The organism is Geobacillus sp. YHL (assembly GCF_022341265.1).
Classification (GTDB): Bacteria; Bacillota; Bacilli; order Bacillales; family Anoxybacillaceae; genus Geobacillus; species Geobacillus thermoleovorans.
This window is the reverse complement of the sequence record NZ_JAEIGB010000023.1, coordinates 12,672-38,877: the sequence shown is the minus strand read 5'-3', so window position 1 is coordinate 38,877 and position 26,206 is coordinate 12,672. Positions and strand designations below refer to the sequence as shown.

Here is a 26,206-nt window from a genome sequence, read left to right as displayed (position 1 = left end):
GATACACCGTCTATTAAAGAAAGATCCGCCGAAACCAAAATCCGTGTTCGGCGGATCCTTCTTTGTCAGTCATGATTCGATTTTTGCCACAATGGCGTCCCCTTCTACGTCGATGCGGATTGCGCGCACCGATTGATCTGCGTCAAGCAGGCAGTCGGCGATGTTGTCTTCGACATGCTCTTGGATGACGCGGCGGAGCGGGCGGGCGCCGAAGGCCGGATGGTAGCCGAGTTCGGCCAGTTTTTCTTTCGCCGCTTCGGTCACTTCGAGTTCAATGCCTTGTTCGCGCATCGCCGCTTTGACGTCAGCGAGCATTAAGTCGACGATCTCAAGCAAGTGCGTTTTTTCAAGCGGCTTGAACTCGATGATGGCGTCGAAGCGGTTCAAAAATTCCGGCTTGAAGTAGGCGCTCAAAGAGTCAAGGACGCTTGTTTGCCCGTTGCCCTCTTTTTCAAAGCCGACGGTGATTTTTTTGTCGGTCACACCGGCGTTGCTTGTCGCGATGATGACCGTGTCTTTGAAGCTGACGGTGCGGCCTTGGCTGTCGGTTAAGCGGCCGTCTTCCAAAATTTGCAGGAAGATGTGCTGCACATCCGGGTGCGCTTTTTCAATCTCGTCAAGCAAGATGATGCTGTATGGGTTGCGGCGCACTTTTTCCGTCAGCTGTCCGGCTTCTTCAAAGCCGACATAGCCCGGCGGCGAACCGATCAGCTTCGAGACCGAATGTTTCTCCATGTATTCGCTCATATCGAGGCGAATCAAGGCGTCTTTTGTGCCAAACAGCTCCTCGGCGAGCGTTTTGGCGAGCTCCGTTTTCCCGACGCCGGTCGGGCCGACGAACAAGAACGAACCGATCGGGCGGTGTTTCGCTTTCAAGCCGGCGCGGCTGCGGCGAATGGCTTTCGCGACTTTTTTCACCGCTTCCGCTTGGCCGATCACTTTTTTCGCCAAGTTTTCTTCGAGATGTTTCATTTTTTCTTTTTCATCGGCTTGCAGTTTGCCGACCGGGATGCCGGTTTTCTCGGCAATGATTTGCTCGATGTCCGCCACATCGACTGTTGGGCGTTCTTGGGTGACGCCTTGCTCGAGTTGTTTTTCAAGCTTCAGCTCTTCAGCGCGCAGTTTCGCCGCCAATTCGTAGTTTTCTTCTTTCGCCGCTTGTTCTTTTTCTTTTGCGATTTGCATCAGCCGCTCTTGCAGCTGCTTTTCATCGGTCGGGCCGAGGCGCAAGTTCGCTTTCGAGCCGGCCTCGTCAAGCAAGTCGATCGCCTTGTCCGGGAGGAAGCGGTCTTGAATGTAGCGGTGCGACAATTTCACGCACGCTTCGATCGCTTCGTCCGTATAGCGGACATGATGGAATTGTTCGTATTTTGGCTGAATGCCTTTTAAGATGGCGATCGCTTCCTCAACGGTCGGCTCGTGGACGATGACCGGTTGGAAGCGGCGCTCAAGAGCCGCGTCTTTTTCAATTTGCCGGTATTCTTTGAGTGTCGTCGCCCCAACGACTTGCAGTTCCCCGCGGGCAAGCGCCGGTTTTAAAATATTGCCGGCGTCCATCGAGCCTTCAGCGGCTCCAGCACCGACGAGCAGATGGATTTCGTCAATGAACAAGATGATGTTTTTCCGCTCTTGCAGTTCGGCGATGAGCCGCTTCATCCGCTCTTCAAATTGACCGCGGATGCCGGTGTTGGCGACAAGCGACGCCACGTCAAGCAAGTACACGTCTTTGTTCAATAGTTTTTCCGGCACTTGCCCTTCGGCGATTTTCAGCGCGAGCCCTTCAACGATGGCTGTTTTCCCGACACCCGGCTCCCCGATCAACACCGGGTTGTTTTTGTTGCGGCGGTTTAAAATTTCGATCACGCGGGCGATTTCTTTGTCGCGGCCGATGACCGGATCGATCAAGCCCGCTTTCGCCATTTGCGTCAAGTTGCGGCCGAATTGATCCAAAAATCCACCGCCATGGCTTTGCGGGCGCTTCGCCATCGTTTTCGGCGCGCTCATTCCGGCGTTGGCGGCTGTGAACGGGCTAGTAAAGAAGTCATCAAAGGAAAACGGTGAAAAGCCGAAGTTCATCGGAATGGACAGTTGTTGTTTTTGCTTTTCATAGCATTCATGGCACAGGTGAAGTTGTTGTTTTTCCCCGTTCCATTGCAAGTTGACAAACACTGTTGCTTCACGTTGTTGGCATGCTTGGCATAGCATGAGACATACCCCCTTTTCTCTTATTCGGGATTTGACTTTGACTTTCTTTGACTTTCTGACTTTATTATACTTTGACCTTTTTTGACTTTCAAGTGTTTTGTACAAAAAAATTGTAATAACGATGAAATGTTTTTGAAAAAATGGTGAATACTAATGTAGGTGCGGCAAAGCTATGATAAAGTGAAAAACAGAAAAAGAGGCGGAAAAGACTCCGTCTTTGGTGCTCATGATGATCATGAATTTGAAGGAAAAAGGAGAAAGGTGAAGATGAGAAGACAGGTTGGTTTCGCGTTTGCTGTTGTACTTTTGGGGATGATGATCATGGCTGCTTGTACAAATCACAACAAGCAAGCCGAGACGCCGGCCGTGCTTGACGTGAAAATCGATGCGCCGGATCATATCGATTTGAACAAACCGACCAAGCTCGCCTGCGTCGTGACGTACGGCGGCGAAAAAGTAGACGATGCGAACGAAGTCAAGTTTGAAGTATGGAAGCATGGAAGCGACGAGCGGGAAATGCTTGAAGCGAAGCATGACGGCGACGGCCGATACTCGGTGGAAAAAACGTTCACCGAAGCGGGAACATATTCGGTGGTCGCCCATGTGACGGCGCGCGACATGCATAACATGCCGAAGAAAGATATTGTCGCCGGCAGCCCGGAACAGGCGGCGACGGCTGACGGTGCGCGCGAAAATTCCCAAGGCAGTGCTGAAGAACACCATCATGGCGCCGTCGCCATTTCGCTGTCGTCCCGTTCGTTCGAAGCCGGAAAACCGGCGGCATTGACCGTTCACCTCACCAAAGATGGGAAGCCGTTTACGAACGCCACCGTTCGCTTTGAAATTTGGCAGGCGGACAATAAGCATGAATTTGTGGATGCAGATGAAAAAGGAAACGGCGAATACGAAGCCATGGCCACGTTTGCCAACAAGGGAACGTATTCGGTGAAAGTGCACGTCGAAGGAAGCGGCGGGCTGCACGAACATCAAGTCGAACAAGTGACGGTTCATTGATGGAAACGCGATTTCACATCGCACGTCATATTCATGAAATGAAGAGAGTTTGCGGTGTGTGAGAAGGCATCTTGTCTCGGATGCCTTCTTTTTTCGTTCTGTCGTCTTTCTTGTCCATGCCGGACATATATATGGCAATAAAGCAACGGACAAGAGAGGGAGATGGAGGATTTGGGCAAGAGACACGAGTGGTCGGAAGCATGGCAAATCGCCGCTGTTTACGTCGGCACGGTGATTGGAGCGGGATTTGCGACTGGCAGGGAAATTATTGAATTTTTTACCCGCTACGGAATGGCTGGGACGATCGGGGTGGCGGTCAGCGGCGTTTTGTTCACATGGGGCGGCGCGCGCCTGATGGTGATGGCGCGCCGCATTGGAGCCGCGTCATATGATGAATTGAATCGCTATTTGTTCGGAAGAATGTTGAGTCCGTTTGTGACGCTTGTGATGACGGCGATGATCGCGGGGGTGACGGCGGTGATGATCGCCGGGGCGGGTGCCGTGTTTGAAGAGCAGATCGGCTGGCCGAGGCAGGCGGGCGTCACGCTGACGCTCGGTTTGGCGCTTCTTGTCATGTTGTTTGACCGCAAAGGGCTGTTTGGCGTCAACGTGTTTGTCGCGCCGATGATGGTGCTGTTCAGCGCCATCGCCTTTGTGAAAACAATCGTGGCTGGCGATTTGTGCCGTCCGGACATGGCTGCGGTGGACTATTCCCTCAAGGCGATGTTGTCCCCGTTTTCCTATGCGGCCTTTAACTTGGCGATGGCCCAAGCGGTGCTTGTCCCCATCGCCCGCGAAGCGACCGATGAGCGAGCGGTGAGGCGCGGAGCGATGTTAGGCGGAATGGTGTTGACGGTTTTGCTGCTGTTGAACCATATGGTGCTGCTGTCGTTTCCACACAAGGACGATTATGATATTCCAATGGCCGAAGTCGTTCATACGTTTTTTACTGTGTTGTATTGGCTTTATGTCGTCGTCATTTACGGAGAAATTTTTACATCGGTCATCGGCGGCATGTTTGGACTTGCACGCCAAGTGCGCGTTTGGGCGCCGCTTGGCGGGAAATGGCTGGGCGTGCTGCTCGTTTTGCTGTTTGCGGCGGTCAGCCCGTTTCATTACGGGGAGCTGCTGTCATTCATCTATCCGCTGTTTGGTTATATGAGTCTTGTGCTTTTGTGGCTTCTTTGGCGCCGGCAGCTGCCGCGCCGGTAAATGAGCCCTTTCGTTCCCCAAAGTTTTTGGTGAAGGGGGACGAAAGGGCTTCGTTTCGTTATGAGTGGAAGCGGGCGATCATTTTTTCTAAATCGCGCGCTGCTGCAGCCAACGTGTCGGCTTCCCGCGCCAACTGGTGAAGGGCGAGCGTCTGTTGCTCAAGCCCCGCCGCCGTTTCTTGCACCATGTTTGAAAAATCGGCGGCGACGGTGCGTACGTCTTCCATCAGTCCGCCGAGCTGCTCGCCGTCGGCGGTGATGTCGTTGACATATGATTCGTTTTGCTGAAGCAAGTCGTTCAGCTGGGCGAACATGCCTTGAAACGATGTGAACGTTTCCCCTGTTTTCCAAAGAGAGTCTTTCGTTTTTTCGACGTGGCGGCCACTTCCTTGCATCGCATGCACGGCTTCTTTGAGCGCGTTCGTCATGGCGTCGAGCGAGGCGAAAATTTCAGCGGCGAAGGCGTTTGTATCTTCGGCAAGCTTCCGGACTTCTTGGGCGACGATGGAAAAGCCGCGGCCCGCTTCACCCGCCCGCGCCGCTTCGATCGAGGCGTTGAGGGCGAGCAAGTTCGTTTGCTTGGCGATCGTGCGAATGGCGGCGATCATCTCATGAACGCGCGCCGCTTCATTGGCTGCTTTGTCGATGAGGGCAGTCATTTCGCCGATGCCGCGCTGCATCGCGTCCATGTTTGTTTTCGTTTCCTCAATGAGGCGGATGCCTTCTGCTGCTGACGACCAAGCGTCGCCCGCTTGCCGTACGACGCGTTCAACGGCGGCCCGCATGAGTTGCACGCGTTCCACCATCTGCCCGATGACGTCACCCGCTTGTTCGACAGCGGTCGTTTGTTGTTTCGCCCCTTCGCGGAACGTTTCAACAGCAGCGGCGATTTCGTCAAACGATTCAGAGAGGCGGCGCATTTCCATCTGCTGTTCAACGCTCACATCATGCACCGTTTTGGCCGCTTTGCCAAGCTCATGGATGATCGTGCGGATGCCGAGAATCATTTTGTTGATTTCGTAGGCGATTTGATGAAATTCATTCCGTTTTCCCGTCGTTTTCACTTCTGTCTGCAATTGGCCTGAGGAGACGGTGCGGGCGACGCTGTACCAATGGCGAAGCTCGGCGGCAATGGCCCGATGCCAGGCGGCGCCAAGCCCAAGCCCAGCGAGAGCGGCGCACAGCGCGGCCAAAACGGGCGGCGCCCCTGCGATGGAAGCGGCCAGCCCAACGGCTGCGGGCGCAATGGCGACGCTTGCTAACACCCATTGCAAATACGGGCGGTGCATGAGCCGCCCCATCCGCAAATTGAACCGCCTTCCGCCTGGCTCCGTCCAAAACGGGCAGCTGGCGTCAATCAGCACCTCGCCCGTATCGCGTTCGTACACTTGCAAGAGCGGTTCATTCGTGCGGGCGGCAGCCAGCCCGACTGGGTCGGCAAACACCCTTCCCTCGCGGAGGCGGTTCGTATGGACAACTCCGTATCCGCTTTCATCGACAAGAACAAAATATTCATCATGGCCAAGCTGTTCATCCAACAAGGCGCGGATGCGGTCGAGCTGCTCTTCAAGCGGACGCGTTCGGTCGATCATCTTTCGCAGCGCTTCCGCCGTTTCTGTCACTTTTTTCAACGCTCGTTTCGACCGACGCTGTTTCGTCAGTTCGCTCATAGACGATTCTCCTTTTTTCATTTGTCTATTTTCAATAATATATAGAAGATTTTGTCGAATCAATAGGATGAAAGGGGGATGCATAAAAATATCGATCGGTTGGGAGACTATTCCGTAAACGGAAAGGCGAGGGGATGTTCGTGGGTTTATTCTCATTTTGGAAAAAAAAGAAAAAACGCCCCCCTCAGCGGCCCATTTCGCAGCTTTGGGAAACGCTGCGGCAATCGAGCGATTTTGTCGAAGTGTCGTTTGTTGTGGGAGGCAAGGAGCTGTCGATTTATTATTTTGATTCACTCGTCGATCCGCAAGTGCTGCAAGAGCGGATTCTTTGCCATTTGCAAAACGACATTCCAAACCATCCAACTGTCCGTTTGGAAGACTTGCAGCAAATCGTGCCGATTCAGCGCATTGAAGTGAGCGAAGACACGGCGCTGATTGAAGAGAAGGTGCTGAAAGGGTTTGTCGCTGTTACATTCCGCGAGCAACCGAACAAAGCGGCGCTCATGGGCGCCGCGGCTGAAAATTTGGGGCTTCGGGAAAACAATGATTCGGAAAACGAATTCAGCGTCGTTGGGCCCAAAGTCGGATTTGTGGAAAATGTCGGCGTCAACTTGCATCTCATCCGCCGGCAAGTGGTGACGCCAAATCTTGTGTTTCGGGAAATGTCGATCGGTTCGATGTCGAAAACGAAAGTGGTCATCGCCTACATCGACGGTGTCGCTAATCCGGAAGTCATTCAAACGGTGACGCAGCGGCTTGAGTCCATTCATTTTGACGTCGTGTTTGACAACGCGATTTTGGATCAGCTGCTCGCGGACAATTCGTGGACACCGTTTCCTCTTTTTATCTCGACCGAGCGGATCGACCGGGCCATTTATGCGCTTGTGTCGGGGCAGGTGGCCATTTTTTGCGACGGCTCCCCGTATGCCGTGATTGGCCCCGCCGCTCTCTTCGATTTTTTTACGTCGCCGGAAGACTATTATTTGCCATGGGTGCTCGGCACGTTTTTCCGGCTCATCCGGTTTTTCGGCGTTGCGTTTTCGGTGTTGGCGTCGCCGATTTATGTGGCGGTGCTGACGTATCATTATGAAATGATTCCCGAAGACTTGCTCGGTCCGATCATTTATTCCCGCTCGAACGTACCGTTCCCTCCGGTGCTCGAGGTGCTGTTTTTGGAAATTACGATTGAGCTGTTGCGCGAGGCCGGGGCGCGGCTGCCGACGAAAGTCGCACAAACGCTCGGGATTGTCGGCGGGATTGTCATCGGGCAAGCAACCGTTGATGCCGGGCTGACGAGTACGATTTTGTTGATTGTCGTCGCGTTGGCGGCGCTCGCTTCGTTTACAACGCCGATTTTCAAAATGTCCAACACGATCCGGTTCATTCGGTTTCCGTTTATTTTGTTTGCTGCATGTTGGGGCGGGATCGGCATTATCTTTGCCGTCTGCGGGCTGCTCATTCATTTAGGGCGGCTGCAGTCGTTTGGTTATCCGTATTTGCTGCCGTTTTATCCATTTCGTGTTCGCAGCTTCCGCGATACATTCATTCGTTCGCCATACAGTGAAACGGCGGAGCGGCCGATGTTTCTTCGTCCGCGGTCGCGGTTTCGTTACGATCCGAATGCGGCGAAGCAAAAACGCGACATTGATGAGTAAGGGGGATCATGATGAGGCGTGGGCTCGCATGGGTCGGTGCGCTGCTGTTGCTTGGCGGCTGCGCCAGTTCGCGGCCGATTGATGAAATTCAAATTATTCAACAGATGGGGTATGATTTCGAGAACGGCCGCTACACGGGCACCGCGGTGTACCCGACGTTCAAGCAAGGGCCGATGACAAAGCCGAATATGCTGACGACGACGTCGCCGACGGTCTACGACTTGATTCCGCGCCTGTCATCGAAATCCGCGCTGCCGGTTGAGGAAGGGCAGCTGCGCTTGATTTTGTTCAGCAAGGAGTTTGCTCGGCGGGGGGTGACGCAAATTACGCACAGCCTCGCGCGCAACAACAAAGTCGGCAGTCATTTGCTGCTTGGCGTAGCGGAAGAAAGCGCGAAGGAGCTGCTGAAAATCACGGCGAAAACGACGCTGAGCGATACGTTGTATTTGCCGAATCTGGTGGAGCAGAATGAGCAGTCGATGAACTTGCCGAAAACGAATTTGCACTTGTTTTTGTATCGCTATTTTTCCCCAGGCAGCGATCCGTTTTTGCCGTATTTTGAAAAAAAAGGAGATTTCGTCAAGCTTGAAGGGGTCGCGTTGTTTCGCGACGACCAATATGTCGGGCATGTGAGTTTGCGTGATTCGTTTTTAATGAAAATTTTGCTTGGAGAAACGAAAAACGGCGTCTACCAGCTGAAGGTTGGGAATCGCGGGAAACAGGGCGAGGATCGGGTGATGCTGCAAAACTTATGGGCGAAGTCGAAATATGAATGGAAGCGTGATGGAAGCCGCCATGTGCTTGATGTGTTCGTCCATATCCATGCGTCGGTGCGGGATTACCCGTCATGGCTCGATCAGCCGGGTCAAGATTTGTTTGCTGATGTGAAGAAAAAAATGCAAAACGAATTGGAGCATAATATGCGTCGGTTATTCCGTTATTTTCAGAAAAAACGGATTGACCCGCTCGGCATCGGCGATTTTGTTCGCAGTGTGACAAGACATTGGGATTCCGACGCGTTTTACCGTGAATACCCGGATCTAGACATCCGCCCGCACGTCACGGTGGATATCGTCCATACCGGCATTGGCGAATAAGACGGGGAACATGAGGAGGGATTAGGATGAAGCAGGCCATTCAGGAACGGTTTCTCATCTCCCCGTTTCTTGTGTTTTTTGTCATTCATGCTACGCAAGTTGGGGTCGGGGCACTCAATTTTCAGCGTCCACTGATGAAAGAGGCGGGGCAGGATGCCTGGATGGCAGTCTTAATGGCCGGGCTGGCGGCGCACGTGTTGATTTGGCTGATGTATCGGCTGCTGTCGCATTTGCCATCAGGCGGAGACCTCGTGTCGCTTCATGAACAGTACTTCGGGCGGTGGATCGGCGGGGTGCTGAGCCTTGGACTTCTTTTTTACTACGCGTTGGCGGCGTTTATGGTGCTTCAATCATACATTGAAATCATTAAAGTATGGGTGTTCCCGTTGATTGGGGTGTGGCAGTTCAGCCTCGTGTTTTTGCTGCTGACGTATTATGCCGTCTCCGGCGGGTTTCGCGTCGTTGTCGGCTTATGCGTTTGGGGGGTGGTGATTCCGCTGTTGACGATTTTTCCGATGGTTTTCTTTCCGCTTGAGTATGCTCAATACCGGAACTTATTGCCGGTGTTCGACCATTCGTTTGGGCAATTGGCAAAAGCATCGAAAGAGATGGTGCTGCAATATTTAGGGTTTGAAATGCTGCTTATGTATTACCCGTTTTTAAAAAATGCTCCGTCCTCGCAAAAGTGGGCGCATGCGGCCAACGCGTTTACGATGTTCATTTATTTTGTTTTGATCCTCATTTCCGTCGTGTTTTATAACAAAGAGCAAATCCAGCATATTACATGGCCGACGCTGACGCTGGCCAAAATTCCAGAAGTGCCGTTTATCGAGCGGATGGAGTATATTGTCATCTCGATTTACGTACTCGTTGTGTTCCCGATCATCGCGGTCTCTATTTGGGCGGCGACGCGCGTGGTCAAACAGCTGTTTGCCGTTCAGCAACGCCGTTCGCTTCCAGTGTTGCTCGCTTGCTTGTTTGTCGGGACGCTGTTTTTCCAAGAGAAGACAGACATTGAGCAGTTGACGGAATGGACAGCGAAGGCAGGGTTTTATCTTGTCGCGGTGTATGTTCCGCTCCTGTATGTGTACGTATGGATGGCGGAAAAAGTGAAAAAGGCGCTACAACAAAAGCCATAAGTATGGTATAGTAAAGAAGAAAAACAGAAGAATCACAATTCCGTACGCTTGTACGGGAGAGGTTTCTAGCAAAACCCTCTATAAAAAACTAGGGACGGCTGTATCCTAGGGGTATGGCCTTTTTTGTTTTGGAAACCTCTTCTTCTGCTGATTCAGAAGGAGGTTGATCATGATGAAGATGAGTGAAGAAAAGGCGGTCGTCGTCTTTAGCGGCGGCCAAGACAGCACGACGTGTTTGTTTTGGGCGAAAAAACAGTTTGGTGAAGTGGAAGCGGTGACGTTTGACTACGGCCAGCGCCATCGCCGGGAAATTGACGTCGCTCAAGCGATCGCTGACGAGCTTGGCGTCCGTCATACGGTGCTCGATATGTCGCTGCTTGGGCAATTGGCGCCGAACGCCCTAACGCGCCGGGACATCGCCATTGAACAAAGGGAAGGCGAGCTGCCGACGACATTTGTGGACGGGCGCAATTTGTTGTTTTTATCATTCGCCGCGGTGTTTGCCAAACAGCGGGGCGCGCGCCATCTCGTCACCGGAGTGTGCGAAACAGATTTCAGCGGCTATCCGGACTGCCGCGATGTGTTTATCAAATCATTGAACGTCACGCTGAATTTAGCGATGGATTACGAATTTGTCATTCATACGCCGCTCATGTGGCTGACGAAAGCGGAGACGTGGAAGCTCGCGGATGAGCTCGGGGCGCTCGAGTTCATTCGCACGAAGACGCTGACGTGCTATAACGGCATCATCGCCGACGGCTGCGGCGAATGTCCAGCATGCGTGCTGCGCAAGCGCGGGTTGGATGAATATTTGCGGGAAAAAGCGGGGGTGGAAGCACAATGATGCATCAGCTCTATCCTCAAGTTTGTCACGATTACCGGTATGAGTTGAACAAAGATATGCACATCGCCGCCGCCCATTTCATCCCGCACGAAGCGGCCGGAAGCTGCGCAAACGTGCACGGCCACACGTACATCGTCAATGTGACGGTCGCTGGCGATGAGCTTGATGAGAGCGGTTTTTTAGTCAACTTTCAAACGTTAAAACAGCTCGTTCATCGCAAGCTGGACCATACGCTGCTCAACGACCATAGCGATTGGTTTGACGGTCATGACCCGAATCGGTTTCCGACGTCGGAAGTGGTGGCGCGCACGATTTATGAAACGATTCAGCGCTATTTGGATACGCTGCCGCACAAGCCGAAATGTTTGCAAGTGTTTGTCCGCGAAACGCCGACAAGTTATGTCGTCTACCGGCCGAAAGCGGGGGAGCGGTGATGGCGCGCACGATTCCGGTGTTGGAGATTTTTGGTCCGACCATCCAAGGAGAGGGAATGGTGATCGGCCAAAAGACGATGTTCGTCCGCACAGCCGGCTGCGACTACCGCTGCCGCTGGTGCGATTCGGCGTTTACGTGGGACGGATCAGCGAAAGACGAGATCGAGCAGTTGACGGCAGACGACATTTGGCGGCGGCTTGAAGCCATGGGCGGCCGCCGCTTCCGCCACGTGACGATTTCAGGCGGCAACCCGCTTCTCATTGCCGCTCTTGGAGAGCTTGTCGCCCTTCTTCACGAAAAAGGGGTGCGCGTTGCGGTTGAAACGCAAGGGAGCCGCTGGCAAGACTGGCTGCTCGATGTAGACGATGTCACCATTTCCCCAAAACCGCCAAGTTCGGGGATGGACACCGACTGGTCGGCGCTCGACCAACTCATCGGGCGGTTGCAGAAAGATCAAAACCGGACGCGGCGCGTCAGTTTGAAAGTCGTCGTCTTTGATGACGCCGATTTGGCGTACGCGAAAGAGGTGCACCGCCGTTACCTAGGCGTTCCGTTTTACTTGCAGGTAGGCAACGCCGATGTGGCCGATTCAGATGTGGATGCACTCCGCACAAAGCTTCTCAGTCGGTTGGAATGGCTGGTGGAGCAAGCCGCCGATTCGGAGGAGCTGGCCGACGTCCACATCTTGCCGCAGCTGCACACGCTTCTTTGGGGAAACAAGCGCGGCGTGTAAAGCGGGGTGCGGCGATTCGCCCGGCAATGAATAATGAGGGAGGAATGAACGAATGGCAGGAAGAAAAGAGGAAGAATTGAAAGACTTGACGCTGCTTGGCAATCAAGGGACAACGTATTCGTTTACGTACAATCCCAATCTGCTTGAAGTGTTTGACAACAAACATCCTGACCGGGATTATTTCGTGAAGTTCAATTGTCCGGAGTTTACGACGTTGTGTCCAAAAACCGGACAACCGGACTTCGCAACGATTTACATCAGCTACATCCCGGACAAAAAATGCGTCGAAAGCAAATCGTTGAAGCTGTATTTGTTCAGCTTCCGCAATCATGGCGACTTTCACGAAGACTGCGTCAACATCATTATGAACGATTTGATTAAAGTCATGGAACCGCGCTATATCGAAGTGTGGGGCAAATTCACCCCGCGCGGCGGCATTTCCATCGATCCGTACTGCAACTGGGGGCGCCCGGGGACGAAATACGAAAAAATGGCGGAATACCGGCTGCTCAATCATGACTTGTATCCAGAAAAAGTCGACAACCGCTAGAGATAAAAAAAGAGGTAGTTTTTTCGCTCCAACTCCTATATAATGAACAATGAATGTTTGCCTTGGAGGTTTTGGCGTTGGAGCGAAGAACAGCTCTTTTGCTTGGAGCGAGCGGTTTGGTCGGCGGAGAGTTGCTGAAGCTGTTGCTGCAGTCGGATTTGTACCGCTGTGTGACGATTTTCGTCCGCACTCCGCTGCCGGTGGAACATGAAAAGCTGCAGCAAGTCGTCGTCGATTTTGCGCGGCTTGAATCGTACGAACGATATTTTTATGTGGACGATGTGTTTTGCTGCCTTGGGACGACGCGCAAAAAGGCGAAAACAAAGCAGCAGTTCATTCAAGTCGATTATGAATATACGCTGCGCGCGGCGGCGCTGGCGGAAAAGTGCCGTGCGAAAAGCTTTTTGACCGTCTCTTCGGTCGGCGCCAACCCGTGCTCGCCGTTTTTTTACCAGCGAGTCAAAGGAGAGACGGAAGAGGCGTTGCAGCGGCTTTCCATTCCGTCGCTCCATATTTTTCGTCCGTCGCTGCTTGTCGGCAAGCGCCGGGAGTTCCGCCTTGGCGAAGCGTTAGGCGGGTGGTTGTTATGCCGTCTTCCGTTTTTGTTCGTCGGCAAATGGAAAAAGTATAAGCCGGTTGACGCCCATCAGCTTGCTTTGGCGATGTTTTACCGGGCGGCGTCAGCAACGAGCGGCGTCCATATCTATGAATGTGATGAACTCGCCCGCATTTCGTAAACAAAAAAGAGGCTCTTGGCAGCCTCTTTTTTATTCGATGATCTTATAGTTTTTATGATTGACGACTGTCCGTTCTTGCAAATCGAGTTCACGGTAGTTTTCCATATACGTTAAATCCACGATGACGGAGTTTTCATTCACCTTCTCCACAATGCCGCGCAGCCCATTTTTAAATTCGATAATATCTCCGACTTTCGCTTTTTTGATCATCATCATTCTCCTTTAATCAAAATGATGGACGGACCGCTCAAGCGAACGGCCGCGGGAATCGAGGCTTGCCTGATTCCGTCGCCGCTCCCCGGTCGGCGGGGATTAGGCGCTTTTTTACTAGTGTGCCTTATTTTTATGCGCAAGTAAAGAGATTTATTTCCTAAATATTTAAAAAAGGTGCCCTGAAAAAGAGTTTGGGCACCTTCCTTATGGGTGCATATATGCATCCAATATGCTCAAAAGACCATATATATGGCGCCTCGCTTAGGAGAAAACGGTCTTTTGAGGCAGCCTATCCTTCTTTTACTTGGCGAAGACGTGGTTGCCGATGACGACGGTCACTGGACGCGAGCGCAGCCATTTGCTTTTCGCCGTTTTCGGATTATAGAAATAGAGCGAGCCGTTTCCTAAACCGCGAAAAGCAAGTGCTTCTTCAACGGCGCGGTATGATTCACGGTCGGCCGGTTCGTTGATCGATCCGTTTGCGACCGGCGTGAATGCATAATGGCCGCCAGAGCGCTCATAAATGACAGCGCGGATCGTATCCGGAAAATCCGGATGGTCGACGCGGTTGAGCACGACCGTTGCCACGGCCACTTTCCCGGCGTACGGTTCCCCTTTCGCCTCGGCATGGACGAGGCGAGCGAGCAAATCTTTCTCCGCCGCCGTGATGCCGGCATCAGGGATGACGAGTTTTTCACCAGGATATAGCCAATCGCCTTTGCGGTTTGTCTGCTGCAGTTGTTTCAGCGGCACACCGTATTGTTTCGCGATTTTCCAAAGCGTATCGCCGCGCTTGACGGTGTGGATCATCGCCGCATCGGCATGGCCGGCAAAGAAAAATATGCCGCACAACATAGCCGTCACCCATGCTTTTGCTTGTTTCATCCACATCCCTCCTTTTGTCTTGCAAACTCGCTACTAGAGTAACAAGGATCACGCGATGAGTCATTATCGAAATGATGGAAAAAACGCGCGAGGCATTGAAATGACTAGTTTCATAGAGAGGGATGGAAAATTCTCCGTGAGCAAAAACACCCGGCTTCCAGGACGGAAAGCCGGGTGTGAAGCCATGGGGACAGGAGCTTTTAGCTGCGTGGAGCATCCATATAGTGGTAAATAACGTGGCCGCCGCGCTGGGCGATGCCGCGAAATCGTTTGAAGTCGGGCTGTTTGACGAGCACGGCACGAAAAACAGGGAAGTCCTCTTTTTTCACCAACAGTTCGGAGATGATTCCGTTGCGCAATTCATCGATTTGCTTGGCCGCCAGTGCTTCATTCATTGCGCATCCCTCCAAGCATCGTTTGGTGTCGTCACCGTTATTGATCGTATCACATACGCCTGTTGGGTTAAATACCTATATTTTGGCCGGGCAAACACCCTTTGCTTGTTCTGACATACAATATGGGTGGGTACGCGCCCCGAGAATATAAGCAAGAAAGGGAGAGAACAATGAATCATTGGGATCCGTATATGAATGGTCCGTTTTCAACCTCTTCCGGCCATGACAATGAAGCCGGGTGGATGGAGAATAACGTGCCGCCGATGGCTCCGCTATCGGCAACGACGCCAAATGAAGCGACGCCGACTCAAGTGATGCCGATGGCGTATTATCCGCCGGCAGCGCCTTATGGCTATTGGTGTCCACCGGTTGCGCCGCCAGTGCCGCTTGTCAGTCCGGTCCATCTTGACAGTCCAGACAGTCCGGACAGCTCCGATATGATGCTGCCGGCGCCGCCGCTCGGTTTAGGAGCCGGGCCGAATATGGCCCATGCTTCCGTTTGGCCGATGGGTGGGAAAGAAAACACGCCGCCGATGACGCCTGATGACGCCGCTATTCCGTATGGCATGACGGCCCCATATGCAGAAAACGTCCCCCCGGCTGGCAGCACGGCTCCCGTGGCCGTTCCTGGCACGCTGTCTGGAATGGCTGCTGGTGCAACACCAGGTTTCGTTCCTGGCGCACATCCGTATGCGCCGCTGTACTATCCACCGATGGCGCCGCAGCCGTATGCCCCGGTGATGCCGTATGGCTATGGCTATCCTGCCGCGCCGCTGCCTCCATATTATGGCGGAGGAACCCCGTATGCGCCTGGCTTTCCAATCTCGTATGGCCCCTATCGGTAAGATGCCAAAAAAGACCGCCGAATGGCGGTCTTTTTCACATCTCGAGCCGAGAAAATCCTCACTTCCATGCGTGAGCGCAAGTGGGGGATGAATCGGTATCTTTCCTCATCCGCCTTTCTCTTGCATCAAGAAAACGAAAGGTATAAAATGGTCATGAATAGAACAAACGTTCCTTATCGTAGGAGGGAAGGCCATGCATAAAGCCTACCTCTTTCGGTTGGATCCCACCCGAAAGCAAACGGAGCAAAGGAAGGGAGAAGAGATTGCACATGAGCATGGAACAGAAAACAGCCATTGTCACCGGTGGAGCGAATGGGATCGGCAAGGCGATCGCTAGAGCATTCGCAAAACAGGGAGCGAACGTCGTGATCATCGACCGCGATATTCAAAACGGTGAAGCGTTCGCCGCGCAATTGCAGTCGGACGGGTTCAAGGCGATCTTTGTGGCAGCGGATGTGCGGAAGGTGGACGATATTGAACGGTTTGTACAAGAAGCTGCCGGCCGCTTCGGCCGCATTGACTATTTGATCAACAATGCTGGCGTCTCACGCTGGAAGTCGCCGTATGAGCTGACGGTTGAGGAGTGGGATGACGTGCTGTCAACGAATTTGCGCAGCGCTTTTTTTGCTTCTCGAGAAGCAGCGAAATATATGCGCCGCAATGCAAAAGGCGGAGCCATCGTCAACATTGCCTCGACAAGGGCGCTCATGTCCGAGCCGAATTCCGAGGCGTACGCTGCATCGAAAGGCGGCCTTGTCGCTTTGACCCATGCGCTGGCGGTGTCGTTTGCGGATGATCGCATTCGCGTCAATTGCATCAGCCCCGGTTGGATTGAAACGGGCGATTATGGGCAACTGCGAGACATTGACCACCGGCAGCACCCGGCCGGCCGCGTCGGCAAACCGGACGATATCGCCCGCGCTTGTCTGTATTTATGCGATGAGGAAAACGATTTTATCACCGGGGTAAATTTGGTCATCGACGGGGGAATGACCAGGAAAATGATTTATATTGAGTAGGGAGCGGGCGTTTGTTAAAATAAACAAAATGGAGACGGTTTCAAAGGAAAAGGTGGGACGGAAAAATGAAAATCCGCAAAACGCCGGTGATGGACGGACAAGCTCCGGCTAATGTCTACATTTACGAAAATCGAAAAGAAGAATATATCGTGATTGCCATTCCGGCGCTTGAGTGGTCATTTTCGTTCGCCTATGAGGAAGAGGCGGAGGCGGTGGCCGAGCGGCTTGAGGCATCGCTAAAAAAGCGGCTTGACCATGAGCGCGCCGCCCTCTTGGCCGTGCGGTTGCTCGGCTGGGCGCGGGAAATGTAGCCTAGAGGGCGACCGTGGCTGCCGCGACTTTGCATGTTAGGGGTTCGATGACAACGTGGTCAACAAAACAAAAGTAATCGCAGTATATATCATAGGCAGCATTTTATGGATTGCCGCCACCGACACCCTGCTCAATATGCTGTCGATCAGCCGCGCTGTATATATGGCGCTTGGCGCCGCCAAAGGGGCCGTGTTTATTTTGCTCTCGGCTATTTTTTTGTACCAGCTGTTAAAAAAACGCGAGCAGCTGGAAAAGATCGAAGAAAATGAACAACAGCTGCTTACGCTCATCAATTCGATGCCCGATTTCGTTTGCTTTAAAGACAGCGAGGGGCGATGGCTGCGCGTCAACGATTTTGGCCGGCGGCTGTACCGCCTCGAACAGATCGATTATATCGGGAAGACGGACCGCGAGCTTGGCGAGCTTGTCCCGTTTTTTAAAGAAGCGTTTGCGCAGTGCATTGCATCAGACCGCGAGGCGTGGGAGAGCGGAAAGGTGACGCGCCGCGAGGAGTCGTTTGCGACGCCGGATGGGGAAGTGAAGACGTTTGACGTCATTAAAGTGCCGCTCTTTGACGAAAATGGAGCGCGCAAAGGGCTACTGACGATCGGCCGCGACATTACCCAGCAAAAGCTTGCCGAGGAGCTGCTCTTGAAAAAAGAAAAGCTGTCCGTCCTTGGCGAGCTGGCCGCCGGCATTGCCCATGAAATCCGCAATCCGCTCACCTCCATGAAAGGATTTATTCAGATGATGCAAGAAACGCGCGAAGTGAATGATCATTATATGCGCATTATGTTAAGTGAACTCGGCCGCATCAACCAAATTGTGAGCGAGCTGCTGGTGCTCGCCAAGCCGCAAAGCCACGATTATCGGCCGTTTTTGCTAGACGAGGCCATTTCGTATGTCATCAGCTTGATTAGCCATGAGGCGACGTTGAACAACGTTTCCATTTCCGTCCATAACACCGCTCCGAAAGCTTGTGTGTACGGCGATCAAAACCAAATTGTTCAAGTGTTGTTGAACGTTATGAAAAATGCCGTCGAAGCGATGCCTGATGGAGGAATTTTATACGTCCACGTTGCGGAAGGGGACGGGAAGATCTATGTCGATGTTGCCGACACCGGCGTCGGCATTTCGAAAGAGCGGCTGCAGAAAATCGGTGAACCGTTTTTCACTTTGAAAGAAAAAGGAATGGGGCTCGGGCTGACGACAAGCATGAAAATCGTTCAAGAACATAAAGGAACGATGCGGATCGAAAGCGAGGTTGGGAAGGGAACGACTGTTCATTTGACGTTTCCGTCCGGCGGCGTCAAAGCCGCAAACGGCCGGCAAAATGCGCTGTCATAACAACAGGCGTCCACGCAGAGCGAGGATGTCTGTTTTTTTTTGGCTAACGTCTCAATCGATGGCTGATAGACAGTCGAGTTGCACGGCGGGCAGAGGCCGATGCTTTGCCGATCACCATAGGCAATGTCGGCACATAGCGGTTTGGAACATGAAACGCTTCTTTGTTTGCCGGCTTGGCCCGGCGCGGCGTCGATAGCGGTAAGACAACTAAGGGAGATGTTTCGTTTTGGCCTGAATTCGGGAAATGATAAAAGTGAAACCTTCCACGCATGATAAACGTAATTCGAAAAAGAGACTTAAAGCGAAGGAGTGTGAAGGGATGTTGATTGCCCAACTGGCGGTCATTTTGTTCGCCGCCAAACTTGCCGGTGATGCGGCCGTGCGCCTTGGCCAGCCCGCCGTGCTCGGCAAGCTGCTCATCGGCATTGTGCTTGGCCCGAGCGTGTTCGGTGTGATCGAGGATACGGATCTTTTGCAGGAGTTAAGTCAAATCGGCGTCATTTTGCTTATGTTTATCGCCGGCCTTGAGACGGATATGGACCAGTTTCGGCGCACTGGAAAAGCTGCTGTGGCGGTCGGAGTGCTTGGCATTCTCGTTCCGCTGCTCGCCGGGTATGCGGCCGGCGCAGCGTTCGGCATGGAAACCGGCACGGCTCTTTTCCTCGGACTTTTGCTGTCCGCAACGAGCGTCAGCATTTCCGTGCAGGCGCTCAAAGAGATGGGACAGCTGCAATCGAAGGAAGGATCAGCGATTCTTGGCGCGGCGGTCATCGACGACGTGCTGGTCGTCATTGCCTTGGCGTTTTTATTAAGCCTAACTGGCGGCGACGTCGAGCTTGGTGCGGTCGTGCTGAAAAAAGCTGTTTTTTTTGCCGTCGCCATTTTGCTCGCTTGGAAAGCCATCCCGCTCGTATTAAAGTGGTTTGCCCCGTTGCGTGTGACAGAGGCGGTTGTCTCGGCCGGGCTGGTCATCTGTTTTGCATTTGCCTATTTTGCTGAGGCGATGGGGGTGGCGGCGATCATCGGCGCCTATATGGCCGGGCTTGGCGCGAGTTTTACGGACTATCGGGAAGAAGTATTTGAGAAAGTGGAAACGATCGCCTATTCTTTGTTTGTCCCTGTCTTTTTTACCTCCATCGGGGTTGCGGCCGACTTTTCCGGCATCGTCGAGCATTGGCCGCTGATTGTCGGTTGGAGTGCGCTCGCGATTTTGACAAAGCTTGTCGGCGCCGCGCTGGGGGCAAAATGGGCCGGATTTTCGTGGGGAAGCTCGCTGGCGGTCGGCGCTGGCATGGTGTCGCGCGGTGAGGTGGCGCTCATCATCGCCGGCATCGGCTTGGAAGCCGGCCTGCTTGATGGGAACATGTTTGCGGTCATGATCATCGTCGTATTGGTAACGACTGTTGTGACGCCGCCGTTATTGAAGATGATTTTCAGCCGTCTTCATCCGGTGCGCCGGACGGCCTAGTCGCCGTCGAAGTGGGCAGCCGGGCCGATGGCCGGCGCTATAGCGGCAAAACAGCGGGGCTGTCCCCAAAAAAGGGCAGCCTCGCTGTCGCTACGAGCGGTTCTTTTTCGCTTGCTTGGCCGTATCCACGCTGTCTTTGGCCATTTCTGCCTCCGCCTTGGAGACGGTCGGGTTGGCTACTTCTTGGCTCACCTTGTTTTGTCTTCCTTTGTTCGACATGCGATCCCCTCCTTTCGGCCAGTTTCGCTCCGCTTGCCGTATGCCCGCAAAATGCTGTTTAGTTCGCTGCTATGTTTCGTCGGAATTTGATGGCGGGCCTGGTCAATAAACACAATATCTGCATGCGGCACATAACGTTGGAACATAGCGATATACGGATGGATGTAACGATCGCGTGCTCCATAAATAAGGAGCACGGGCAAGCGGAGGGAAGACAGTTGTTTTGTGCATCCATAAACAAGCCCAGCCTGGTACATGGCGTTTAAATCCCGTTTATGGGTCAGCCGGGCGTACCGCCGCAACAGCTGCCATTCGCGCCAGTTCGTTTTGTGCCCCCAAGCAAGAGCCGTCGCAAGCAGCGGGATGGCCCCAAGTTTGGCGGCGGAAATGCCAAGCCAAAACTCACCCCACAGCAGCGGGGTACACACTTCAGGAAATCCGCCAATCAAAATAAGTTGCTTCACATGCTGTGGATAGCGAAGGGCGAAATCAAGTGCGACCGACCCGCCGCTGGAGTAGCCGCAAATGATCGCGCGCCCGATGCCGAGGGAGCGAAGCAACACCGAGACGTCATCGGCGAGCAGCGGCACCGTAATCGGTCCATCCGACGGACTGCTTCGCCCGTTGCCGCGCATGTCGTATAAAATGAGGCGAAAATCGCGGGCGAGCGGCTTTTGGCGGCAAAAAACGGCATGCCCCATTCCTGGGGGATGGATGAACAAAAGCGGTGTTCCTTCTCCTTTTTCCTCATAGTAAAGGCGGACTCGTTGGTTGATCGATACGTATGGCATATTCTTTCCTCCCTCCCATTAGTATGTCGAGAAGAGCGGCGTCCCATCCAAAAAACGTCATTGAGAGCGATGGCCCATCCGGTTTATAATGTAGTCTGCATAGACTAGCGGCAGACGATGGGTGCGGAAAGGAGGGAGGCTGATGGAACAGCCGTTTCGCGTCGAAAAAACGCTCAACAACAACGTGTTAATCGCTTCCCATCCGGCATATGGCGAAGTCGTTTTGCTCGGCAAAGGAATCGGCTTCGGCAAAAAACGGGGGGACGAGATTGCCAAGAGCGCTGTGGAAAAATGTTTCGTTCTGAAAAACGAACGCGAACAAGAGCAATACAAAAAGCTGCTTCCGGAATTGAGCGAAGAATTCATCGCCCTCATGAGCGAGGTGGTTCAACATATTCAGCAACGCGTGGGCGCGCCGCTCGACGAGCACATCCATGTGGCGCTGACGGACCATATCGCTTTTACATTAAAGCGGCTTGAACAAGGATTGGATGTCAAAAACCCGTTTTTGGCTGAGACGAAAAGCTTGTATCCGTTGGAATATGAAATTGCCAATGAAGTGGCCCGCATGATTGAACAAAAGCTCGGGATTGTGCTGCCTGAAGGAGAGGCAGGCTTTATTGCCCTTCATATTCATAGCGCGATTTCCAAGCAAAGCGTGTCGGAAGCGAATCGATATTCCCAGCTCATTGCTGATCTTGTCAAGATCGTCGAGCAACAGCTTGGCGTTGACATCGACCGCGAGAGCGTTCATTATTTGCGGTTTGTCCGTCACTTGCGCTATGCGATTGAGCGGATGAAAAAAGGCGAAAAAGTCGAAGAACCAAAAAATTTGTCGAAAATCTTGAAGGAAGCGTATCCATTATGCTATAATCTAGCATGGAAGTTGGTCAAAGTCATGCAGCAAACGCTTCATCTGCCGGCGGACGATGCCGAGGCGGTCTATTTGACGTTGCATTTGCAACGGCTGGCGGAGAAAAAGAACAATACAACTGCATAGGTTGTCTCGCTTTACGTGTTACTGACTCGATCAGGCATGAGTAAAGAGGGCAAATAAGGCGGCAACAGCTGCGAATTCATCTTTGCGCTGTTGTAAGCGTTCTTTTTGTCTCTCTTTAGTCATGCCTTTTTTATTGCGCCGGCTCCCTCGGAAACGCCCGCTTCATTTTCGGTACATGAATCGGTCGTTTGCTGTAAAACTTAAGAAAAGGAAACTAAAGGAGGTTATGAAGATGAAACGAGCGTTTGGCACGCTGCAAAAGGTCGGGAAAGCGCTCATGCTGCCGGTGGCGATCTTGCCGGCGGCCGGGATTTTGTTGGCGCTTGGCAACGCCTTGAAAAACCCGGCGCTCACTGACAAAATTCCGGCGCTCAAAGCCGACTGGGTCGTGCTCATCTCCAATGTGATGGAGCAAGCAGGCGGCATCGTCTTCTCCAACTTGTCGCTCTTGTTTGCGGTTGGTGTGGCGATCGGCCTTGCCGGCGGGGACGGGGTCGCGGGCTTGGCGGCGATCATCGGCTACTTGATTATGAATGTGACGATGAGCGTCATCTTGGGCGTGACTTCCGATATGATCGGCGCCGACCCGTCGTACGCCAACATTCTCGGCATCCCGACGCTGCAAACCGGCGTATTTGGGGGGATTATCGTCGGGATTTTGGCAGCGTACATGTACAACAAATACTTCAATATCGAACTTCCGCAATATCTCGGCTTTTTCGCCGGCAAGCGGTTCGTGCCGATCGTGACGGCGGCGTCCGCAGTCGTGCTTGGCATTCTCATGACATTCGTTTGGCCGCCGATTCAGCACGGGCTCAATGCGTTTTCGCACAATATGATCGATGCGAACAAAACGTTGGCCGCGTTCATTTTCGGCGTCATCGAACGGGCGCTCATTCCGTTTGGTTTGCATCATATTTTCTATGCACCGTTTTGGTTTGAATTTGGCGAGTACGTCAATAAAGCCGGGCAAGTGGTCCATGGCGATCAAAAAATCTTTTTCGAGCAACTGAAAGACGGGGTCAAATTGACGGCCGGCACGTTCATGACCGGGAAATTCCCGTTTATGATGTTCGGTCTCCCGGCAGCGGCGCTCGCGATCTACCACGAAGCGCGACCGGAAAACAAAAAAGTCGTTGCCGGCATCATGGGGTCGGCCGCGTTGACATCGTTTTTGACCGGGATTACCGAACCGATCGAATTTTCGTTCTTGTTCGTCGCCCCGGCGCTGTTTGCCATTCACTGCGTCTTTGCCGGCTTGTCGTTTATGATCATGCACCTGTTGAACGTCAAAATCGGGATGACCTTCTCCGGCGGGGTCATTGACTTCTTGCTGTTTGGCGTTCTGCCAAACCGGACGGCATGGTGGCTTGTCATTCCGGTCGGCTTGGTGTTTGCCGTGATTTATTATTTCGGATTCCGCTTTGCGATCCGCAAATGGGATTTGGCGACGCCGGGCCGGGAAAAAACGGTCGAGGAAGCACCGAAAGCCGAGGCAGCCGCCGCTGGCGATCTGCCGTACGAAGTGCTCGCCGCCCTTGGCGGAAAGGAAAACATCGAACATTTGGACGCATGCATTACGCGTTTGCGCGTTTCGGTCCATGATATCGGCCGGGTCGATAAAGACCGGTTGAAAGCGCTCGGCGCCGCAGGGGTGCTTGAAGTCGGCAACAACGTGCAAGCGATTTTCGGTCCGAAATCGGATATGTTAAAAGGGCAAATTCAAGACATCATGCAAGGAAAAGCGCCGGCCCGGGCGGAAGAGAAACCGAAAGCAGCGGCCTCGGAAGCCGCGAAGTCCGAAACGATTGCTTCGCCGATGTCAGGAGAGGTCGTTCCGCTCGCTGAAGTGCCGGACCAAGTGTTTTCGCAAAAAATGATGGGCGACGGCTTCGCGGTCATGCCGACGGACGGCACGGTCGTCTCTCCGGTTGATGGCAAAATCATCAACGTATTTCCGACGAAGCACGCCATTGGCATTCAGTCGGCCGGCGGGCATGAAATGTTAATCCACGTCGGCATCGACACAGTGAAGCTGAACGGCCAAGGGTTTGAAGCGCTTGTCAAGGAAGGCGACGAAGTGAAAAAAGGGCAGCCGATTTTGCGCGTCGACCTTGATTATGTAAAACAGAACGCGCCATCGATTGTCACGCCGGTGATTTTCACGAATCTCGAAGCCGGCGAAACGGTTCACGTCAACAAGCAAGGCCCGGTTGCTCGAGGAGAAGACGCTGTTGTGACGATCAGCTAAACTGCTTATTCGCGGCGGGGCGGGACCAAGCATTTTCCGTTGCCTCCCCGCCCCTGCATTTGATATGATGGCAAAGAAAAAATTGAAGAAAAGGGGAATGATGAACATGGCAGAAAAAACGTTTAAAGTCGTTTCTGATTCCGGCATCCACGCTCGTCCGGCGACGATTTTGGTGCAAACGGCGAGCAAATTCAACAGCGAAATCCAGCTTGAGTACAACGGCAAAACGGTGAACTTGAAATCGATCATGGGCGTCATGTCGTTAGGAATTCCGAAAGGGGCGACGATCAAAATCACGGCAGAAGGGGCCGATGCGGCAGAAGCAATGGCGGCGTTAACCGATACGTTGGCAAAGGAAGGCCTTGCGGAATAATGGAAAAGACGATTCATGGCATCGCCGCTTCAAGCGGCATCGCCATCGCCAAGGCATACCGCTTGGAAACGCCTCATTTGGCGGCCGAAAAACGGACGGTCGCCGACGTCGAGGCGGAAATTGCGCGGCTTGAGGCGGCGGTCGCGAAAGCGAAAGAAGAGCTGGAAGCCATCAAACAGCATGCCTTGGAAAAGATTGGTGAAGACAAAGCCGCCATTTTTGCCGCCCACTTGCTTGTGCTTGACGACCCAGAATTGCTGAACCCGATTAAGGAAAAAATCAAAACAGAACAAGTGAATGCGGAATATGCGCTCCATGAAACGGCATCGTTTTTCATTTCCATGTTTGAAGGCATGAACAATGAGTATATGAAAGAGCGGGCCGCCGATATCCGCGATGTGACGAAGCGCGTCCTCGCCCATTTGCTTGGCGTGACGATCTCCAATCCGAGCCTCATTTCCGAAGAGGTCGTCATTATCGCTGAGGATTTGACGCCATCCGATACGGCGCAGCTGAACCGCCAATATGTGAAAGGATTTGCCACCGACATCGGCGGGCGAACGTCGCACTCGGCCATTATGGCCCGCTCGCTCGAAATCCCGGCTGTCGTCGGCACGAAGGCGATTACGGCGGAAGTGCAAAACGGCGACATTGTCATCGTCGATGGACTTGACGGTCAAGTCGTCGTCAATCCGTCCCCGGAGCTGCTTGCGCGTTATGAAGAGAAGCGGGCTCGCTATGAGGAGCAAAAAGCGGAATGGGCGAAGCTTGTCGATCAACCGACGGTTACCGCTGATGGCGTGCACGTTGAGCTGGCGGCCAATATCGGCACGCCGGACGATGTGAAAGGAGCGTTAGCCAACGGGGCGGAAGGGATTGGGTTGTATCGCACGGAATTTTTATACATGGGACGATCAGAGCTGCCTACGGAAGACGAACAGTTTGCGGCCTACAAAACGGTGCTTGAAAAGATGGATGGCAAGCCGGTCGTCGTCCGGACGCTTGACATTGGCGGCGACAAAGAGCTCCCGTATTTACACTTGCCAAAAGAGATGAACCCGTTTTTAGGGTTTCGAGCCATTCGCCTTTGCCTGGAAATGCAAGACATGTTCCGCACGCAGCTGCGCGCCTTGCTGCGGGCGAGCGTGCACGGCAATTTGAAAATCATGTTCCCGATGATTGCGACGCTCGATGAATTCCGCCAAGCGAAAGCGATTTTACTCGAAGAAAAAGAAGCGCTCCTCCGCCAAGGCGTCCCGGTCGCCGATGACATTGAAGTCGGCATGATGGTGGAAATCCCGGCTGCCGCCGTCATGGCGGACCAGTTTGCGAAAGAAGTCGATTTCTTCAGCATCGGAACGAACGACCTGATCCAATATACGATGGCGGCCGACCGGATGAATGAGCGTGTTTCGTATTTGTACCAGCCGTACAACCCGGCCATTTTGCGGCTCATCAGCCACGTGATCGATGCCGCACATCGCGAAGGAAAATGGGTCGGGATGTGCGGGGAAATGGCGGGCGACCCGATCGCCATTCCGATTTTGCTTGCCCTTGGCCTTGATGAGTTCAGCATGAGCGCCACCTCGATTTTGCCAGCGCGCGCTCAGTTGAAACAACTGGCGAAAGAAGAGGCGGCCCGCATCAAAGAGACGGTGTTGTCGCTCGGCACGGCTGAGGAAGTAGTGTCGTTTGTCAAACGAACGTTCCATATGGCTTGATCATAGCGAAAGGTGCAGCGGCATGAATCGGCCGCTGCGCCTTTTTTTGCCTTTAAAGGCAAGACATATGTTTCCGC

The 26,206-nt window shown here is 53.2% G+C and carries 25 protein-coding genes; 19 read left to right on the top strand and 6 right to left on the bottom strand.

Going from position 1 to position 26,206, the window contains the following annotated elements:
• Positions 1-69: 69 nt before the first annotated feature.
• The gene (locus JCR24_RS15145; RefSeq protein ID WP_238980897.1) at positions 70-2,205 is read right to left on the bottom strand and encodes an ATP-dependent Clp protease ATP-binding subunit; all 2,136 of its coding nucleotides are present in this window, start codon (positions 2,203-2,205) and stop codon (positions 70-72) included.
• A gap of 267 nt (positions 2,206-2,472) precedes the next feature.
• On the opposite strand from JCR24_RS15145, the gene JCR24_RS15140 reads away from it, so the two are divergent.
• Positions 2,473-3,219 carry a FixH family protein gene (locus JCR24_RS15140; RefSeq protein ID WP_015374266.1) on the top strand — a complete coding sequence of 249 codons (747 nt, stop codon included), beginning with the start codon at positions 2,473-2,475 and terminating at the stop codon, positions 3,217-3,219.
• 171 nt (positions 3,220-3,390) lie between these two features.
• Positions 3,391-4,431 carry a YkvI family membrane protein gene (locus tag JCR24_RS15135; protein ID WP_081212641.1) on the top strand — a complete coding sequence of 347 codons (1,041 nt, stop codon included), beginning with the start codon at positions 3,391-3,393 and terminating at the stop codon, positions 4,429-4,431.
• 58 nt (positions 4,432-4,489) lie between these two features.
• On the opposite strand, the gene JCR24_RS15130 is transcribed toward JCR24_RS15135, so the two are convergent.
• Positions 4,490-6,100 (bottom strand): methyl-accepting chemotaxis protein, encoded by a 1,611-nt coding sequence (locus JCR24_RS15130; RefSeq protein WP_238980896.1) that lies wholly within the window; start codon positions 6,098-6,100, stop codon positions 4,490-4,492.
• A gap of 140 nt (positions 6,101-6,240) precedes the next feature.
• On the opposite strand from JCR24_RS15130, the gene JCR24_RS15125 reads away from it, so the two are divergent.
• The 8 genes from JCR24_RS15125 (at position 6,241) to JCR24_RS15090 (ending at position 13,290) form a co-directional block, all read left to right on the top strand.
• Positions 6,241-7,755, top strand: a complete 1,515-nt coding sequence (locus JCR24_RS15125) for a spore germination protein (RefSeq protein WP_238980895.1) — start codon at positions 6,241-6,243, stop codon at positions 7,753-7,755.
• 11 nt (positions 7,756-7,766) lie between these two features.
• Complete coding sequence (locus tag JCR24_RS15120; protein WP_238980894.1) at positions 7,767-8,852, top strand: Ger(x)C family spore germination protein; 1,086 nt, start codon at positions 7,767-7,769, stop codon at positions 8,850-8,852.
• 26 nt (positions 8,853-8,878) lie between these two features.
• Positions 8,879-9,991 carry a GerAB/ArcD/ProY family transporter gene (locus JCR24_RS15115; protein WP_238980893.1) on the top strand — a complete coding sequence of 371 codons (1,113 nt, stop codon included), beginning with the start codon at positions 8,879-8,881 and terminating at the stop codon, positions 9,989-9,991.
• A gap of 178 nt (positions 9,992-10,169) precedes the next feature.
• Positions 10,170-10,835, top strand: a complete 666-nt coding sequence (queC, locus tag JCR24_RS15110; protein WP_238980901.1) for a 7-cyano-7-deazaguanine synthase QueC — start codon at positions 10,170-10,172, stop codon at positions 10,833-10,835.
• Positions 10,832-11,269, top strand: a complete 438-nt coding sequence (gene queD / locus JCR24_RS15105; RefSeq protein ID WP_238980892.1) for a 6-carboxytetrahydropterin synthase QueD — start codon at positions 10,832-10,834, stop codon at positions 11,267-11,269. The genes queC and queD overlap by 4 nt, the downstream gene beginning before the upstream one ends.
• Complete coding sequence (gene queE / locus JCR24_RS15100; RefSeq protein WP_238980891.1) at positions 11,269-12,003, top strand: 7-carboxy-7-deazaguanine synthase QueE; 735 nt, start codon at positions 11,269-11,271, stop codon at positions 12,001-12,003. The genes queD and queE overlap by 1 nt, the downstream gene beginning before the upstream one ends.
• 52 nt (positions 12,004-12,055) lie before the next feature.
• A complete protein-coding gene (queF, locus tag JCR24_RS15095) occupies positions 12,056-12,553 on the top strand; it encodes a preQ(1) synthase (protein WP_011230479.1) in 498 nt (165 codons plus the stop codon).
• 53 nt (positions 12,554-12,606) lie between these two features.
• Positions 12,607-13,290: an NAD-dependent epimerase/dehydratase family protein gene (locus JCR24_RS15090; RefSeq protein WP_014195299.1), complete on the top strand. Its 684-nt coding sequence runs from the start codon at positions 12,607-12,609 to the stop codon at positions 13,288-13,290.
• Positions 13,291-13,320: 30 nt separating this feature from the next.
• On the opposite strand, the gene JCR24_RS15085 is transcribed toward JCR24_RS15090, so the two are convergent.
• The 3 genes from JCR24_RS15085 to JCR24_RS15075 form a co-directional block, all read right to left on the bottom strand.
• Positions 13,321-13,500 (bottom strand): YkvS family protein, encoded by a 180-nt coding sequence (locus JCR24_RS15085; RefSeq protein WP_013145942.1) that lies wholly within the window; start codon positions 13,498-13,500, stop codon positions 13,321-13,323.
• Positions 13,501-13,803: 303 nt separating this feature from the next.
• Positions 13,804-14,388, bottom strand: coding sequence for a cell wall hydrolase (locus JCR24_RS15080; protein WP_014195301.1), 585 nt, complete (start codon positions 14,386-14,388; stop codon positions 13,804-13,806).
• 200 nt (positions 14,389-14,588) lie between these two features.
• A complete protein-coding gene (locus JCR24_RS15075) occupies positions 14,589-14,783 on the bottom strand; it encodes an abortive phage infection protein (protein ID WP_238980890.1) in 195 nt (64 codons plus the stop codon).
• Between the two features lie 170 nt (positions 14,784-14,953).
• On the opposite strand from JCR24_RS15075, the gene JCR24_RS15070 reads away from it, so the two are divergent.
• The 5 genes from JCR24_RS15070 (at position 14,954) to JCR24_RS15050 (ending at position 19,774) form a co-directional block, all read left to right on the top strand.
• Positions 14,954-15,628: a hypothetical protein gene (locus JCR24_RS15070; protein ID WP_238980889.1), complete on the top strand. Its 675-nt coding sequence runs from the start codon at positions 14,954-14,956 to the stop codon at positions 15,626-15,628.
• 269 nt (positions 15,629-15,897) lie between these two features.
• Positions 15,898-16,647 (top strand): SDR family NAD(P)-dependent oxidoreductase, encoded by a 750-nt coding sequence (locus JCR24_RS15065; protein WP_013523280.1) that lies wholly within the window; start codon positions 15,898-15,900, stop codon positions 16,645-16,647.
• Positions 16,648-16,712: 65 nt separating this feature from the next.
• Complete coding sequence (locus JCR24_RS15060; protein ID WP_011230486.1) at positions 16,713-16,958, top strand: YueH family protein; 246 nt, start codon at positions 16,713-16,715, stop codon at positions 16,956-16,958.
• A gap of 55 nt (positions 16,959-17,013) precedes the next feature.
• Positions 17,014-18,306 carry an ATP-binding protein gene (locus JCR24_RS15055; RefSeq protein WP_238980888.1) on the top strand — a complete coding sequence of 431 codons (1,293 nt, stop codon included), beginning with the start codon at positions 17,014-17,016 and terminating at the stop codon, positions 18,304-18,306.
• A 319-nt stretch (positions 18,307-18,625) separates the two neighbouring features.
• Complete coding sequence (locus JCR24_RS15050; RefSeq protein ID WP_014195304.1) at positions 18,626-19,774, top strand: cation:proton antiporter; 1,149 nt, start codon at positions 18,626-18,628, stop codon at positions 19,772-19,774.
• Between the two features lie 188 nt (positions 19,775-19,962).
• Here JCR24_RS15050 and JCR24_RS15045 read toward each other — a convergent pair whose 3' ends face one another.
• Positions 19,963-20,784 (bottom strand): alpha/beta fold hydrolase, encoded by an 822-nt coding sequence (locus tag JCR24_RS15045; RefSeq protein WP_238980887.1) that lies wholly within the window; start codon positions 20,782-20,784, stop codon positions 19,963-19,965.
• Positions 20,785-20,926: 142 nt separating this feature from the next.
• Between JCR24_RS15045 and glcT the strand changes: the two genes are divergently transcribed.
• From glcT to ptsP, 4 genes are all read left to right on the top strand, one after another.
• Positions 20,927-21,784, top strand: coding sequence for a glucose PTS transporter transcription antiterminator GlcT (gene glcT, locus JCR24_RS15040; protein ID WP_011230491.1), 858 nt, complete (start codon positions 20,927-20,929; stop codon positions 21,782-21,784).
• 232 nt (positions 21,785-22,016) lie between these two features.
• Positions 22,017-24,035: a glucose-specific PTS transporter subunit IIBC gene (gene ptsG / locus JCR24_RS15035; RefSeq protein WP_238980886.1), complete on the top strand. Its 2,019-nt coding sequence runs from the start codon at positions 22,017-22,019 to the stop codon at positions 24,033-24,035.
• A 106-nt stretch (positions 24,036-24,141) separates the two neighbouring features.
• The gene (locus JCR24_RS15030) at positions 24,142-24,408 is read left to right on the top strand and encodes a phosphocarrier protein HPr (protein WP_011230496.1); all 267 of its coding nucleotides are present in this window, start codon (positions 24,142-24,144) and stop codon (positions 24,406-24,408) included.
• A complete protein-coding gene (gene ptsP, locus JCR24_RS15025) occupies positions 24,408-26,129 on the top strand; it encodes a phosphoenolpyruvate--protein phosphotransferase (RefSeq protein ID WP_238980885.1) in 1,722 nt (573 codons plus the stop codon). Before JCR24_RS15030 ends, ptsP begins: the two co-directional genes overlap by 1 nt.
• Positions 26,130-26,206 lie beyond the last annotated feature (77 nt).

Bases quoted from the DNA above. Each gene is read 5' to 3' on its own strand.
- JCR24_RS15145 (WP_238980897.1), bottom strand. From the start codon at position 2,205: ATGCTATGCCAAGCATGCCAACAACGTGAAGCAACAGTGTTTGTCAAC.
- JCR24_RS15140 (WP_015374266.1), top strand. From the start codon at position 2,473: ATGAGAAGACAGGTTGGTTTCGCGTTTGCTGTTGTACTTTTGGGGATG.
- JCR24_RS15130 (WP_238980896.1), bottom strand. From the start codon at position 6,100: ATGAGCGAACTGACGAAACAGCGTCGGTCGAAACGAGCGTTGAAAAAA.
- JCR24_RS15120 (WP_238980894.1), top strand. From the start codon at position 7,767: ATGAGGCGTGGGCTCGCATGGGTCGGTGCGCTGCTGTTGCTTGGCGGC.
- JCR24_RS15115 (WP_238980893.1), top strand. From the start codon at position 8,879: ATGAAGCAGGCCATTCAGGAACGGTTTCTCATCTCCCCGTTTCTTGTG.
- queC (WP_238980901.1), top strand. From the start codon at position 10,170: ATGAGTGAAGAAAAGGCGGTCGTCGTCTTTAGCGGCGGCCAAGACAGC.
- queD (WP_238980892.1), top strand. From the start codon at position 10,832: ATGATGCATCAGCTCTATCCTCAAGTTTGTCACGATTACCGGTATGAG.
- queE (WP_238980891.1), top strand. From the start codon at position 11,269: ATGGCGCGCACGATTCCGGTGTTGGAGATTTTTGGTCCGACCATCCAA.
- queF (WP_011230479.1), top strand. From the start codon at position 12,056: ATGGCAGGAAGAAAAGAGGAAGAATTGAAAGACTTGACGCTGCTTGGC.
- JCR24_RS15090 (WP_014195299.1), top strand. From the start codon at position 12,607: ATGTTTGCCTTGGAGGTTTTGGCGTTGGAGCGAAGAACAGCTCTTTTG.
- JCR24_RS15085 (WP_013145942.1), bottom strand. From the start codon at position 13,500: ATGATCAAAAAAGCGAAAGTCGGAGATATTATCGAATTTAAAAATGGG.
- JCR24_RS15080 (WP_014195301.1), bottom strand. From the start codon at position 14,388: ATGAAACAAGCAAAAGCATGGGTGACGGCTATGTTGTGCGGCATATTT.
- JCR24_RS15075 (WP_238980890.1), bottom strand. From the start codon at position 14,783: ATGAATGAAGCACTGGCGGCCAAGCAAATCGATGAATTGCGCAACGGA.
- JCR24_RS15070 (WP_238980889.1), top strand. From the start codon at position 14,954: ATGAATCATTGGGATCCGTATATGAATGGTCCGTTTTCAACCTCTTCC.
- JCR24_RS15065 (WP_013523280.1), top strand. From the start codon at position 15,898: ATGAGCATGGAACAGAAAACAGCCATTGTCACCGGTGGAGCGAATGGG.
- JCR24_RS15060 (WP_011230486.1), top strand. From the start codon at position 16,713: ATGAAAATCCGCAAAACGCCGGTGATGGACGGACAAGCTCCGGCTAAT.
- JCR24_RS15050 (WP_014195304.1), top strand. From the start codon at position 18,626: ATGTTGATTGCCCAACTGGCGGTCATTTTGTTCGCCGCCAAACTTGCC.
- JCR24_RS15045 (WP_238980887.1), bottom strand. From the start codon at position 20,784: ATGCCATACGTATCGATCAACCAACGAGTCCGCCTTTACTATGAGGAA.
- glcT (WP_011230491.1), top strand. From the start codon at position 20,927: ATGGAACAGCCGTTTCGCGTCGAAAAAACGCTCAACAACAACGTGTTA.
- ptsG (WP_238980886.1), top strand. From the start codon at position 22,017: ATGAAACGAGCGTTTGGCACGCTGCAAAAGGTCGGGAAAGCGCTCATG.
- JCR24_RS15030 (WP_011230496.1), top strand. From the start codon at position 24,142: ATGGCAGAAAAAACGTTTAAAGTCGTTTCTGATTCCGGCATCCACGCT.
- ptsP (WP_238980885.1), top strand. From the start codon at position 24,408: ATGGAAAAGACGATTCATGGCATCGCCGCTTCAAGCGGCATCGCCATC.